Origin of the sequence: Clostridium sp. CX1 (genome assembly GCF_025398335.1) — a bacterium.
Taxonomy (GTDB): domain Bacteria; phylum Bacillota; class Clostridia; order Clostridiales; family Clostridiaceae; genus Clostridium_AM; species Clostridium_AM tanneri.
Window position 1 is genome coordinate 117356 of sequence record NZ_JAODOO010000010.1, and the last position, 14740, is coordinate 132095.

Annotated in this window: 12 protein-coding genes; 11 read left to right on the plus strand and 1 reads right to left on the minus strand. The window is 31.4% G+C overall.

From position 1 onward, the window contains the following. Window positions 1-14: 14 nt before the first annotated feature. From N4T77_RS12510 to N4T77_RS12555, 10 genes are all read left to right on the plus strand, one after another. Complete coding sequence (locus N4T77_RS12510) at window positions 15-1982, plus strand: ATP-binding protein (RefSeq protein WP_261672139.1); 1968 nt, start codon at window positions 15-17, stop codon at window positions 1980-1982. 49 nt (window positions 1983-2031) lie between these two features. Further along, window positions 2032-2424 (plus strand): response regulator, encoded by a 393-nt coding sequence (locus N4T77_RS12515; protein WP_261672140.1) that lies wholly within the window; start codon window positions 2032-2034, stop codon window positions 2422-2424. Window positions 2425-2456: 32 nt separating this feature from the next. Next, entirely contained in the window at window positions 2457-3500 is a 1044-nt protein-coding gene (locus N4T77_RS12520; RefSeq protein ID WP_261672141.1) for an HD-GYP domain-containing protein, read from the plus strand. Between the two features lie 164 nt (window positions 3501-3664). Continuing rightward, complete coding sequence (locus tag N4T77_RS12525; protein WP_261672143.1) at window positions 3665-4606, plus strand: M15 family metallopeptidase; 942 nt, start codon at window positions 3665-3667, stop codon at window positions 4604-4606. Between the two features lie 211 nt (window positions 4607-4817). Then, window positions 4818-5930 (plus strand): amidase domain-containing protein, encoded by a 1113-nt coding sequence (locus tag N4T77_RS12530; protein ID WP_261672144.1) that lies wholly within the window; start codon window positions 4818-4820, stop codon window positions 5928-5930. A 157-nt stretch (window positions 5931-6087) separates the two neighbouring features. Further along, window positions 6088-6486, plus strand: coding sequence for a hypothetical protein (locus tag N4T77_RS12535; protein ID WP_261672145.1), 399 nt, complete (start codon window positions 6088-6090; stop codon window positions 6484-6486). 183 nt (window positions 6487-6669) lie between these two features. Beyond that, the gene (locus N4T77_RS12540) at window positions 6670-7050 is read left to right on the plus strand and encodes a GntR family transcriptional regulator (RefSeq protein ID WP_261672146.1); all 381 of its coding nucleotides are present in this window, start codon (window positions 6670-6672) and stop codon (window positions 7048-7050) included. Between the two features lies 1 nt (window position 7051). Continuing rightward, window positions 7052-7951 carry an ABC transporter ATP-binding protein gene (locus tag N4T77_RS12545; protein WP_261672147.1) on the plus strand — a complete coding sequence of 300 codons (900 nt, stop codon included), beginning with the start codon at window positions 7052-7054 and terminating at the stop codon, window positions 7949-7951. Next, window positions 7926-9968, plus strand: a complete 2043-nt coding sequence (locus N4T77_RS12550) for a DUF6449 domain-containing protein (protein WP_261672148.1) — start codon at window positions 7926-7928, stop codon at window positions 9966-9968. The genes N4T77_RS12545 and N4T77_RS12550 overlap by 26 nt, the downstream gene beginning before the upstream one ends. Before the next feature lie 480 nt (window positions 9969-10448). Next, complete coding sequence (locus N4T77_RS12555) at window positions 10449-11702, plus strand: glycosyltransferase family 4 protein (RefSeq protein ID WP_261672149.1); 1254 nt, start codon at window positions 10449-10451, stop codon at window positions 11700-11702. A 130-nt stretch (window positions 11703-11832) separates the two neighbouring features. Here N4T77_RS12555 and N4T77_RS12560 read toward each other — a convergent pair whose 3' ends face one another. Continuing rightward, window positions 11833-12510: a PHP domain-containing protein gene (locus N4T77_RS12560; protein WP_261672150.1), complete on the minus strand. Its 678-nt coding sequence runs from the start codon at window positions 12508-12510 to the stop codon at window positions 11833-11835. Between the two features lie 397 nt (window positions 12511-12907). Here N4T77_RS12560 and N4T77_RS12565 point away from each other — a divergent pair, with 397 nt between their 5' ends. Beyond that, window positions 12908-14701 (plus strand): ATP-dependent metallopeptidase FtsH/Yme1/Tma family protein, encoded by a 1794-nt coding sequence (locus tag N4T77_RS12565; protein WP_261672151.1) that lies wholly within the window; start codon window positions 12908-12910, stop codon window positions 14699-14701. The last annotated feature ends 39 nt before the right edge of the window (window positions 14702-14740 follow it).

Consider the following 14740-nt stretch of genomic DNA (forward strand, 5'->3'; position numbering starts at 1 on the left):
AAAGGTGAATGGAAATGAGTAAAGTAACAGAAAAGGCCTTAAGAGATAGTGAAGAAAAGTTTCGCACATTGTTTAATAACAGTGATGCTGCAATTTTTGTTCAGGAAATGGGAAGAACTGAGGAACCAGGTCAGTACATTGAAATAAACGACACTGCCTGCAAGCTATGGGGATATAGCAGAGAAGAATTTCTAAAGATGACTCCTAGGGACATTGAAGATCCAGAGTCTTCAATAGAATTACCTCATGTAATAGAGGAATTTTTTCAAAAAGGAAAGTGCATTTTTCAGCGTATAACTATAGCTAAAGATGGAAGCTATATACCTGTAGAAATAACGGCAATTAAATTTTATCTTCAAGGAAGATATGTAATGGCGTCTATTGTAAGAGACTTAAGAGCTATAAGAGAATCTGAAGAGGCACTGAAAAAAAGTGAAGCTAAGTATAAGAACCTATTTAAAAATATGCATAATGCTTTTGGATATTTTAAGGTAGTATATGACAGAAATAAAAACATTATAGATTTTATATATTTGGAAGTAAATAATGCCTATGAGAAACTAGTGGATGCAAAGAGAGAAGAACTAGTAGGAAAAAGCTTTTTTCAAATATTTTTGGATTTAAAAAATTATAAAGAACTTTATTTACAAATAGTAGCTAATGCTGTAATTGAAAGTCAACCATTTGAATCTAAAGAGTTTTTTATAGGAGGCAATATTAATAAGTGGTGCCAAGTATATATATACAGTCCCGAAGAGGATTGCTTTGCTTGTATTTTCAGAGATACAACGGAACAGAAGAAAAATGCAGAGGAATTAAGAGAAGCAAAGGAAGCAGCGGAGGCAGCTAGTAGTGCCAAAAGTACATTTTTAGCAAACGTAAGTCATGAAATAAGGACACCTTTAAACAGCATTATAGGATTAGTAGATTTAACCCTGTTAACAAATTTAACAGAAGATCAAAGAGATAGCTTAGAGACTGTGAAACACAGTGCAAATTCTCTGCTACTTATAATAAACGATATTTTAGATTTTTCAAAAATTGAGGCTGGCAAAATGACAGTAGATAGAACTCCATTTAATTTAAGAAACTTGATTGAAAGTTCTATAAAGATACATCAGATTAATGTAAAAGATAAGAATTTAATATTAACGTGGAATATGGATGCAAACGTACCGGAAGAGATAATTGGTGATGCTAATAAATTAGAGCAGGTAATAAATAATATACTTGGAAATGCTATAAAGTTTACAGAAGAAGGGCGAGTTATCCTTAGTGTAAAAGTCATTGAAAATGTAGAAAACTTTGTAGAGATAGTATTTGCTATAACAGATACAGGCATTGGGATTGCAGAAGAAGATAGGATTAAACTATTTAAGGAATTTAGCCAGGTAGACGGATCCATAACTAGAAGATATGGTGGTACAGGTTTAGGTTTAATAATTTCTAAAGGTCTTATAAAAATAATGGGTGGAATTATAGGAGTAGAAAGCCAAAAGGATAAAGGCAGTACTTTTTATTTTACTGTTAAAGTTCAACGAACTTCTGTAAAAGCAGCTCAACCAAAGGTTAATGTCAATTACAACAATGAGTCAAAGCTATTTTACAATGAAGAGATTGACAAAAATTTCGAAAATAGTGTAAAATTTTTAAGTGGAAAATACCATAAAAATGAAAAAATGAATTCATATAGTTATGAGTTTACTTCATCAATGAAAGACAAATGTAAGAATAATAAACCTATTAGTGATAATAACCAGCTTTTAGAATTTACTAAAGGTTATGTTAAGGAAATCAAAGAAGCTTTGGAAGAAGGGAACTTTTTAAAGGCTGAAAAGGCTGCAAAGCAAATTAAAAATATAAGCAGCTGTGCTGGTATAAAAAATATAAAAATGTTGGCTTTTGCCATTGAACTTGCAGTAAGACGGAGGGATCTAGAAGAAGGAAAGAAGTTTTTAAAGAAGCTAGAGGAAACTTATTGATTAATAATAAATAAAAAATGTTAACGATGCGTCAGCAGGAGGAATTTTGATGAAGATTTTAGTAGCAGAAGATGACTTAGCAAGTAGAAAATTTATGTTTAAATTTTTTTCTAAATATGGAAAGTGTGATACTACTGTTGATGGAATTGAGGTCCTGGAAGCCTTTTCTTTAGCCTTAGAATTACAGGAAACTTATGATTTAGTTTGTCTAGATATAATGATGCCAAAGGTTGATGGTATAGAAGTACTGAAAACAATAAGAAAAATGGAAAGTCATTATAAAATTGAGGAATCTAGGAAAGCTAAAATTATTATGCTTACAGCCCTTGGAAAAACTGAATATATTTCTAAGGCTTTAGAAACAGAGGATGCAACTTACATAGAGAAACCTATAGAGATAAATAAGTTAACAAGCACAATGAGAGAATTAAACTTAGTTTGATATTTTTATATCAAAACTATAAGGGGGATGTTATGGATTACATATATATACCAACTTCATCCTGTAAAAGTGGGGATGTCATAGCTTTTGATGTAATTACCAACCATGGAGCTACATTGATAATAAAAAATACCACTTTAAATGACTATATAATAAAAAAGCTTATAAAATTTAAAATAGAGGGACTTTGGATATATGAAACTAAGATCACTGGTAAATTAGATGAATACGACTCCATGGAAAGACTTGAAGTAAATTACAAGGGAAGTATAGCTGCTTTAAAAAAGTCGCTAATAAACATGCTAAAAGGGGAAGAGGTTAACCTAGACATAATAAATAGTGTGTCCAAAACAATATACGCGGAAGTACAGGAAGATATAAATATAATTAAATGCTTAAATAGCATAAAAGATGCTGATGAATACACCTATAGTCACAGTATAAATGTTGCCTTTTATTCAATGCTTATTTGTAAATGGCTAGGCTTATCAGAGACAGAAATATTAAGGGTTATAGAAGCAGCACTTCTTCATGATATAGGAAAAATTAAGATTGAAAGTACAGTATTGAATAAGAAAGGAAAATTGACTCCAGATGAGTTTGAAATAATAAAAAAACACACAGTATACGGGTATGAGATTCTAAAACCTTTGAAAAACATATCGAAGGATGAGAGACTAGCGGTACTAATGCACCATGAAAAAGAAGATGGTTCTGGATATCCTTTTGGTGCCAAGGGCGACAAGATAAATAGATTCGCAAAAATAATTTCCATAGCAGATGTTTATGATGCTATTACTTCTGATAGAGTTTATAAAAAAAGGAATACTCCTTTTGAAGCATTTCAATTTTTTCAGATATCAGGTATAAGGTATTTTGACTTAATTATAATGAAGGAATTTCTAAGCCATATATCAGCATTATATATTGGATTTAAGGTTAGGTTAAGTTCAGGGGATATAGGACAAATTGTATATATACCGCCTTTTAACATCACGGAGCCAATAGTTCAGGTAAACTCAAATTATATAGATTTATCAAAAAATAGTGATATAAAGATTTTATCGATTTTTTAAGTTGTTTATAAATATTGAATATAGTTACATGAAGAAAAAGTAGTTTGCCAATAGGGTAAGCTGCTTTTATTTTTTATCATTAATGCATACATACAATAGAATTGTATTGGTAAGTATATAAAATAAAATTAATAGATTATAGATACTAAGGTGGTGGCAGTGAAATGAAAAAAATAACTCTTTGCATAATATTATTATTTTCTTTATGTATTAATACAAGCTATCCAGTAGAGGCTTCACAGACTAATAATAAGTCTACATACACAAGCATTAATAGCTATGAAGTAAATATGAAACAGGATATCCTGTCTCTAATGATGGCTTATCCAGGATATGTTTCCGATATAGTTAAGGAAGACAATGGTCTTGTTTACCTAGTAATGAAGTCAGGAAAAAGGATACTTTATGATGATAAAAAAATAAAAACTTACGAACAAAAATTAGAGAACCCAGATTTGCAAGACATGATGGAGCAGGTTTATCCACTTTCTACTGATTTGAAGCTAATGGATAAAAACTTTGATCCAGGTCGTTGTAGAGCATATGGAATACTAAATGAAGTCTATGGGAGTTCTCAGCAGCAAATACAATCTAATTTAGCAAGGGTAAACTTCGGATATACACCACTTCAATTTAATGACAAAAATAAAGCAGCAGAATCACTGAAAGATGTCATGAAGGACCTTACACCTTTGATAGAAAGAAATTCAGCTATTAGGGCTGCAGTAATTCCTTGTAGTGGAACTTTTAATTATCGCTTAATATCAGGAACAAATAGGTTAAGTCCTCACTCTTTTGGAATTGCTATTGATTTAGCTAGAGATAGGAGAGACTACTGGAAGTGGGCCAATGAAGAGCAAGGCCAAAAGAGACTAGATAGTTACCCAAGGGAGGTTGTAGAAATATTCGAAAAGAATAATTTTATATGGGGAGGAAAATGGGGCCATTTTGATATTTTACATTTTGAATATAGGCCAGAAATTATCTTAAAAGCTAGATATTTTGGAGTAAAAAGAGACTTTGATAAACTGTGGTATAATGGGGTGCCTTTAGAGGATGTTAACGTGAAATCTTGTGTTGAAAAAATTAATAAATCATTAGAGTAATTTAGTATTCTTAGGAGTTATAGGCTGCTTTAAATAAGCAGTTTTTTTACCAAGATATATAATATAAGTTAAGACATAGTTGAAGTGGTTTCTTTAAAGTTAAATTGAAATTTTGGATAAAACTGATAGTTCGATTTTATAAGCATTGGGGGAATAATAAAAGCATGAAATTTTATTAACAACATTTCGCAAAGTAAAGGAGTATTGAATTATGAAGCTTTCTCAAAGGAAAAAAAGTGAAATAATCTTAGTGAAGCTAACGATATTATTTACCTTATTGCTAATTCAGATATTTTGTCCTAATAAGGTGCTAGCTGAGGAAGAAAACTCCAAGGAGCAAATAACTCAAGCTATAGAAGAAATAATATGCAATAGAAATAAGGCAATAGTAAACAGAGATTTAGAGTTAATAGAGTCTATTTACGACAAAGACACTAAGTATGGAACCTGGGCCTATGAACACGAAAAAAAGAAAATGGACTACATTCATAATTGGGAGGAAAAGCAGGGGGTAAAGTTTACAAACATTACCCCAAAGGTGGTAATTAAAAGTCTTAAGGGCACTGGAGACAGATATTCTGCTTATCTAATATGTTCAACAGAATATAAGTATGTATATGAAGATTCACCAGATATGGTTAACGTATCTAGAATTGGAACTCACCATTCAATGCAAATTGCTAAAAAAGATGGTGTATGGGTAATTACAAAGGAATGGTACAAAGATCCTTTCGCAGATGCCTTAAACCTAGATAACATAAAAGCAGATTCCATAAAACAATATATTTTATCACAAAGTTTTAGAGATGTTTCCAATATAAATGAAAGAAGAAAAAAGGCTATAGAATATGCAGAACAATATTGTGGAGCTGCCAGTGAGGAACAGTATGGATTTAAGTATAATAAAAAATATAGAGATTATAATCCACAGGGAGGAGATTGTGCAAACTTTGCATCTCAAATTTTATTTGAGGGAGGCAAGTTTAGGAAAAATTCTTCATGGAATTATGATGGTAGAGGCGCTACAGGTGCATGGTTAAATGCTGATGCCTTTAAGAATTATATGATTTACAGTGGAAGAGCATCGATTATTGCTTATGGTAATTATGATAAGGTATATAAAGCTTCCTACAAGCTCTTGCCCGGTGATTTTGTAGCTTATGAAAAAAAAGGAGACATTACTCATATTTCTGTTGTAACAGGAGCTGACTCTAGAGGCTATTCCTTAGTTACCTGCCACAACACAGATAGAAATAAAGCTCCTTGGGATCTTGGATGGAGTGATAAAAAAATAAAGTTTTGGTTAGTACGGGTTCACTATTAATATTTTTGTCACCAAGAACAATAATTAAAATACTATATAACTAGGTGGAACTTTTTTCAATAGCAAATTCCTTCTAGGTACATTTACACTGTATTAATATTACATACCCATTCAAAATGTACCAATATTTACAAATCAAAATAAGGGGATGAATTTTGTGATTAGCTATGAATTCCACCTAATTGTTCATATCAACGTAGAAGAACAGATAAGTGATAAGAATGAACAAGTTATTTTTACAAAATTAATACCCCAGAAAATTAAAGAAATGTATTTTGAAGGTGTGGATATAGCAAAGATAGATTGCTATAGGAGGTTAACATTTAAAAGTTATAAATATGTAATAGTGTGTAATTTTCTGGGGTATAGCTTTAATGCTAAAAAGGAATTACCAGAGGATTTTTATGGATTTAAGGACTATGTAGAGGAGAAGTTAGAGTTTAATCTAGTAGGGGTAAGATTTAATATAGATAAGGAATGTTATATCTTGGTTTTCGATGAATTTGGAACTTTAACCCTAGAAAAGTCTTTAAATAGTAAAAAGCTTAAACTATAATTTAAGTGAAAAGTACCTGTAAATATAATACTACAGGTACTTTTATATTGATAAAAACTTATAATAGATATTTACAAAAGGAAATAAGTAGCATATAATAAAACTGTACCATAAATAATAATACGGTTAATACGGTATATGACATAGTTAGGTAAATATAGTTAATAGTGAGGGAGGGAAAAAATGTTTGAATTAGATTTAAGAAGTCGATTGCCTATTTACGAACAATTAGTAGAGAAATTCAAAGAATTGATTATAACTGAAATTTTAAAAAGGGATGAAAAACTTCCTTCAGTAAGAAGTCTTGCAAATGAACTTACAGTTAATCCTAATACTATTCAAAAGGCATATAGGGAACTTGAGCACCAAGGCTACATTTATTCAGTACCAGGAAAGGGGAATTTTGTGGCAGCAGTGTTGCAGAGCGGAAATATTGAAAAGTTATCTAAGTTAAAAGAAGAATTAGTGAAGATTTTATCGGAGGCTATGTATCTAGGTATGAAAAAAGAAGAAATTTTAAAAATTGTCTCAGAAATAGATGAGATGATACAAGGGGGAAGGTAAGGTGCTAGAGGTAAAAAAGGTAAGCAAAACTTTTGAAGACTTAGAAGCATTAAAGAACGTAAGCATCAATGTAAAAAAAGGTTCTATCTACGGGCTAGTTGGTTCTAATGGAGCAGGAAAGACAACTTTAATAAAAACTTTAGTTGGTATCTATAGACAGGATGAAGGAGAGGTTTTCATAGCTGGTGAAGAAGTCTTTGAGAATGTAGATATTAAATCAAAATTAGTATTTATTCCGGATACTCTGTATTTTTTTACCCAGTACAGCATAAAGGATATGGCTAGATTTTACAAGAGAGTGTATCCCAATTTCAATGAAGAAAGATATAAAAAGTTAAAAGAGGTCTTTAACATTGATGAAAATAAAAAGTTACACAGGCTTTCTAAGGGAATGCAGAGACAAGTTGCCTTCTGGCTTGGGTTATCAGCTATGCCAGAGGTGCTGATTCTTGATGAACCTTTAGATGGACTAGATCCTGTTATGAGACAAAAGGTAAAAAACCTTATAGTACAAGATGTAGCAGAAAGACAGATGACAGTTTTAATATCTTCTCATAATTTAAGGGAGCTGGAGGATTTATGTGACCATATTGGAATACTACATAAAGGTTCCTTAATACTAGAAAAGGATTTAGATGACTTAAAATCAGATGTGCATAAAATTCAAGTTGCTTTTAAAAGGGAAGTAACTTCAGAAATTTTAGAAGATTGCCATGTCCTATATAAAGAAAAAAGAGGAAGCATAATGCTCTTTATAGTAAGAGGTAAGAAAGAAGAGATTTTAAAGGATATTATGAAAGAAGAACCGGTTATCTTAGACATTTTACCTTTAACCTTAGAAGAAATTTTCATTTATGAAATGGGGGATGTAGGATATGAAATCAAAAATATCATTTTTTAATAAAGGTATAATCCTTGATGATATAAGAAGGTTTGGGTGGATAAGTGCTGCATACACAATGGTGCTTATATTTTTACTTCCGCTTAAAATATTTATGTTGTGCACTAATGAAAGAATTAATAATGTTAATAACATTAATATGATAAAAGATCTACTCTATTTTAGAGGCGGAGGACTGCAGGGAATTTTTGCTTTAATAGTACCAGTACTACTAGCAATATTTATTTTTAGATATATTCAAGTAAAAATTTCTGTGGACATGATTCACAGTTTGCCTATTAAGAGAAACACCTTATACAGAAGTCATATTGCTTTTGCTGTAGTATCGCTAGTAGCTCCAGTTATAATTAATGCTCTTATAATAATAATTTTAAATAAAGTTTTAGGTCTAGGACAGTATTATGGTGCTTATGATGCAATTCAGTGGTCGAGAATTATGATTCTTTTTCCTTTAGTATCTTTCTTTGTAGCTGTATTTATGGGAATGGTCACAGGCAGCTCTGTACTGCAAGGAGTATTAACTTATATATTTATGTTTTTACCTTTTGGCTTAACTTTATTGATTAGTGAAACACTTAAGCTATTTATATATGGTTTTGCTTATAACGTCAATGAAATAAGCAATAAGCTTTCACCTATAGTAAGAATTTTTGATGGCTTCGGAAATTTTGATTTTAATAATAAAAACCTTACTTTAACTGAAGTAACACTATATATACTACTATGCATTATTCTATATTTTATTTCACAGTTTGTGTACAACATAAGAAAACTAGAAGCAGCCTCTAATCCAATTGCTTTTAAAAGTCTTCAATATGTTTTTAAATATGGAGTTACTTTTTGTGCTATGCTGGTGGGAGGGGCTTATTTCCAAGCAGTACAAAATAGTGACAGATGGATATTCTTTGGATTTTTTATTGGTTCTCTTATAGGATATTTTGTTGCAGAGGTGATAGTAAAAAAATCTCTTTGGGTTTTCAAAAGTATAAAAGGGTATGGCATTTATATAGTTGTAATGATAATAGTTTCTATAGGAATAAGATTTGATATAACTGGATATGAAAATAGGATACCAGCTTTAGATAATGTTGAAAGTATATATTTTAGTGAATACTATAATTTGTATTCTGATAAGTATAGTATCGACCTATATAGTGATGAAAAAAACCTTCAAAGTATAGAAAGCTTTCATAAAAAACTTATAGAAGACAAGCATAAAAATAAGAATTTAAATAGGCAGAGTACAAGATCTGTAGTTTTTCAATACAGACTAAATAACGGAAATAAAATTCAAAGATCCTATAACATATCTTACGATGATTATGTTAAATATTTTAAGCCTATTTATGAATCAAAAGAATTTAAAAATATGAAATATGATGTCTTTAGTTTAGATTCAGCCGATGTGGAAAAGATTACTCTTCGACAAATTGGAGATAGCGGCATCGGAAAAGGAACCGTTATATTAAAACCAGAGGACATAAAGGAAGCTATAGAAGTATTAAAGCAGGATATTAATAATGAAACCTATGAACAAATGAAGGATGATAAACCAGCTTGGTCAGAAATGAGCTTTATGATAGCTGAGGGTAAGTTGAAGAAATATCCAAGACTTACTGATAGCGAGTACCGCGGAGGTGATAAGCAAGCTCATTTATCTTGGGAAAAATCCTATGTTCTATTTGAGGAATGGTTAAGGAAAAAAGGGTATTTGGAGAATTCAAGAATTCTTCCGAAGGATATTGGATACGCTGTAGTGGAAAAAGTTCAAAATGAACAGCAATTAGAAGGAAAGTTAAAAATGGGAACAGATATAACGGGCAGCAGTGTAAAGAGGCTGGAGATCACCGATAAAGATAAGGTTGAAACTTGTCTTAGAACTTATAATTATCATAGAAAAGATGGAGGGGCAAAATATCTTATAGGCTTTTATAATCATAGTAAACAAAATATTGATTTTGGAGTCTTCACAGAGGATAATGCACCGGATTTTGTGAGGGCTTACTTTAAAGAATAGCTTGCAATTGAAGTCTCATCCATTTTGCAAATTATTGTGTAACAAAAGTTTAGGTGCACTGAACACCGGTGTGTTAAAGTAGAGGTACACTGCTTGAAAGCCCTCATTTCGAGAAGAAGATCTAATGCTGGCTCAACTTTGAAAATGAACTCAAGCTCAATGCTTTCTTCAAAAGCTGAGTTTGAGTTAACATTTTCAAAATCGCCAGCATAAGACCTTCTAGCTCTTATTCGAAGCTTTCTACGCAGTATACCTCTACCTACACACCTGTTTTTAGTGCACTCAAAAGTTTTATTACATAACTACCAACAGACACAGGCTACCAAGTCTAATTTCTAAGATCTTCTTTGTGTGCCATCATACTTATATATCTACTAATGAATATATAGGAAAGGTTTTGCTTAATAATATTACTGTAGAAAAAATACCCACTTTAGTGTACTATAAAGTAACATAAAGTTTTTTGCGTGGAGGAGTTATATGAAAAAAATACTAAATATAATAGCACAGAAGCCTGGGGAAACGGGAAGTGGAATATATTTACGGTCTTTAGTGAAGGAAGGGGATAGAAAAAATTATCATCAAGCTATAGTTGCCGGTATATCAGCAGAAGATGGAAAGTATTCCTTTCATACAAATAATAATGTTAATTTTTATCCAGTGGTTTTTGAAAGAGAGGAATTACCTTTTCCTGTGGTAGGGATGAGTGATGTAATGCCGTATAAAAGCACTAGATACAGGGATTTAGATATAGATATGCTTAAAAAGTGGAAAAAGGCTTTTTCTGACGCTATAAGCAAGGCTATTTATGATTTTGAACCAGATATAATAATCTGTCACCATTTATGGATTTTAACAGCACTAGTTAAGGAGAAATATCCTGATACTAGGATAATAGCCTTTTGTCATGGAACAGACTTAAGACAGTTAGAAATTTTTAAGACTATGGATACTAAGTTCCCTAAAGAAATTATTAAATATGTAACAGATCATTGTAAAAATATTGAAAGGGTAATTGTTTCCCAAAGAGATGAAAAGGAGCTTGTAATTAAAGAGTATGGTATAGAGGAAAAGAATATAAGAATTGCTGGCACAGGTTTTAACCCAGAGATCTTTTATACAGGTGAAGATAAAGAAAAGGAAGATAGGATAAAGATAATTTATGCAGGAAAGCTAAGCTATTCAAAAGGTGTACCTCATCTAATTAATGCAATAAAAATCCTAAAGCAACAGTACTGCAACATAGAGCTATACTTAGCAGGCTCCGGAATCGGACAGGAAGCTAAAGAGATTACTGAAGAATGTAAAAGAAATTCAGAGGAGGTTAACATACATATATTAGGTGCTCTTCCTCAAAAGGAATTAGGAGAACTTTTTAGGCAGTGTGATATATTAGTACTGCCATCCCTTTATGAAGGACTTCCTTTAGTATTAATAGAAGCTATGGCCTGCGGTTTAAAAATAGTAGTTACAGATCTGCCTGGGGTTAAGGAATGGATGGGAAGCACTATAAACAATAGTGGCATTATAGAGTATATACCTCTGCCAAGACTAAAAGATGTAGATAGCCCACTGGAGGAGGACATACCGACTTTTGAGAATAATTTAAGTAAAGCTATAAAAAAACAAATAGAAAATAAACTAACTATGAACAGTACCCTTAAGGAAGCTATTGGTAAAAAGTCTTGGAAAAGCGCCTTTGAAGATATAGAGAGGCTTTTTACTTTTAAGTAAGCTAGATAATATAGTTTCCTACGAACTAGTATTAAATAACCGAGAAGCATTGAGTATACTTTTCGGTTATGGAAATGCTTTAGTAATAATAGTATTAATTTTAGAAAATGAAACAGTATGCCTATCTTCACTAAACAACCCTGTAAATTTTATCCTTTAAGTTATTTTCAACTTCCTTATACATATCTATATGTTTGTAGTGGCCATTTTTAAACATAGCAGGACATACATTTCCAGCTTTTATAGCATCTATAAGGTCTCTTTCATCTCTTATTCCATTAGGAAATACAGTAGCATACTTACCTATATTCTCAATAACGTGAGCATCGCTAGAACCTATGGAAGGTATATTTAACTCTGTAGCTAGGGAATATGCATGAAGATTCTGGTGGGGCTCAGTGCTGCCATTAAAAGATTCTACGCCATTTAAGCCTAAAGACTTAGCTACTTTTATATAATCCCCCATGCCTCTATTGTTATTTCGATAAGGATGAGCACTTATAGCTACTCCCTTATTTTTGTGGACTAACTCTATTAGTTCTTTAGCAGGAAGCATTTTTTTAGGTAAATCTTTTAATCCAAATACTAATATATCGCCTTGATAAGTTAGTATTTCCGCTCCGACTAAAATTAAAAAACCTGTGGATTTTGAGTATTCATGAGCTTCTTCCATAATTTCGTTACTTTCATGGTCTGTTATGCAAACCCCATCTAGTCCAATTTCTTTTGCTCTTTTTACAATGTCTTTCAGAGATATTTCACTATCTAAGGAATATTTACTTTCATGAATATGAGTGTCAATTATCATAAAAAACCTCCAAAGTAACAAATTTTAATTGTTTATATATTAACAATTTTATTATGAAATTTGTTGAATTATAAAAAAAAATTATACATACAGCTAGTTACTATAAAAATATTTTATTGTATAATATTAAAATATTTTTGAGAACTATGAAACTATATCTGCAGGGAAACAACAAGGAAAGGTTGCTTAGGAGTTATCTAGCATTATTTGTGAGTTAACAGAGGCTTCAGAATAAGTAAATAGGGAGCTAAAAATATAATAGGATAGAAATTGAAAAACTTTTACATTAAATGTAATGATTTTTTAATTAAATAGGAACAATAAAAGAGAGAAGCTAATACTTCTCTCTTTTAACTATAAAAAATTAATTTTTCATATTTATAAAAGGAGAGAAAAAATGAAATTTAACAAGTTAGGAACATATTTTTTATACGCTATTATATTGCTACCTATAGTAATTTCCCCTTTTGTATTTTTAAGAAACCCTAGTGTATCTGCTGAAGATATCTTCACACAGTTTCAAAGCAGTTTAGGGTTAAATTTGGGAAAAGCAGACATGAATACAAAGAAATTTAAGGATTTGGTGGAAAAGGGAAGGATAAAAAAAGTTTACTATAATAGAACTGATACTGTTCTTGATGCTGAGGAAGTAACAGGTAGAAGGATAACTTTTGAGAACCCTAGAGATATGCAGTTTATGGTATATCTATTACAGCATAAAGTAGAAATTGAAAAGAGTGCTAGTTTACTTTCAGTAGCAATTACTTTGCTAATGTTTACTTTAATTATATTGATTATCATTAAAGTTTCTGCAATTAATGAGAAAAAAAAGGCTTATACTGCATCAACTAAAGCTAAGCTCCCCGAAGAATTTAATCAATCACCTTCTAGTAATGTGAGGTTCAGTGATGTGGCAGGAAATGAAGAAGCCAAGGAAAATATGATGGATATAATCCAGTTTCTAAAAGATCCAGAGAAATTTAAAAAATTTGGAGTTAAAATTCCTAAGGGTATAATCCTTTATGGGCCTCCAGGTACAGGAAAAACTCTTCTAGCAAAAGCATTAGCGGGAGAAACAGGAGCTTCCTTTATTTCTACCAGTGGTGCAAATTTCGTTGAAAAATATGTAGGAGTAGGGGCATCTAGAATTAGAGCTTTATTTAATGGGGCTAGAGAAAAAGCTCCGGCAATAATTTTTATTGATGAAATAGACGCTGTAGGTGGTAAAAGAGGGATAGAAGGAACAAGCGAAGATTTTAAAACCTTAAATCAGCTTCTTGTAGAAATGGACGGTTTTAAGAGTGATGAAAATATTATTGTAGTAGCTGCCACAAACAGGCTAGATATTTTAGATGATGCGCTGCTGCGGGCTGGAAGGTTTGACAGACATGTGATGGTAGATCTACCTGATTTAAATGCAAGGTATGAAATACTAAAAGTTCATGGTAAAAACAAGCCTTTATCAAAGGAAGTAGATTTATTTCAGGTAGCTAAACAGACTGTTTACATGAGTGGGGCAGATTTAGCTGGAGTAATGAATGAAGCTGCCATATATGCTATTAAAGAAAACTGTAATGAGATAAACTTAAAACATATAGATAAGGGAATAAATAAGATTATTGCAGGAGATGAGAAAAAGGATAGATCCAATATAACACAACTAGAAAAGAAAATAACTGCTTATCATGAAGCAGGTCACGCACTAATAGCTAAAATGTTAAATAATGAAAGCGTTCCTAAAGTTTCCATAATACCAACTACTAAAGGAGCTGCTGGATATACCATTATAAATCCGGAAGAAAGAATGTTTCAAACAAAGGAAGAACTTCTAAATAAAATAAGTGGATTGTTAGGCGGAAGAGCAGCGGAGGAAATAATATTTGGCAAAGACAGTGTAACTGGCGGGGCCTCAAATGATTTACAGAGAGCAACAAGGATGGCGTTAACGCTTATAACAAAGTATGGAATGAGCGATAAATTAGGATTGGTTAGCTTTGATGATAGAGAAATAACTTTACAAAATGAAATTATACTAAATGAAACTAAGGAAATCCTTGATAGTATTTATAAGGATACCTTAAATTATATACTAGTAAATAGAAAAAAACTTGAATTAGTAGCTAAAGAACTTTTAAATAGTGAAGTTATCCAGGAAAAAGAACTTGAAATATTATTGTCTAAATGTGTTTGATCATTGTGAAAAAGAGGAGATTGTAATAATAAGAAGTCC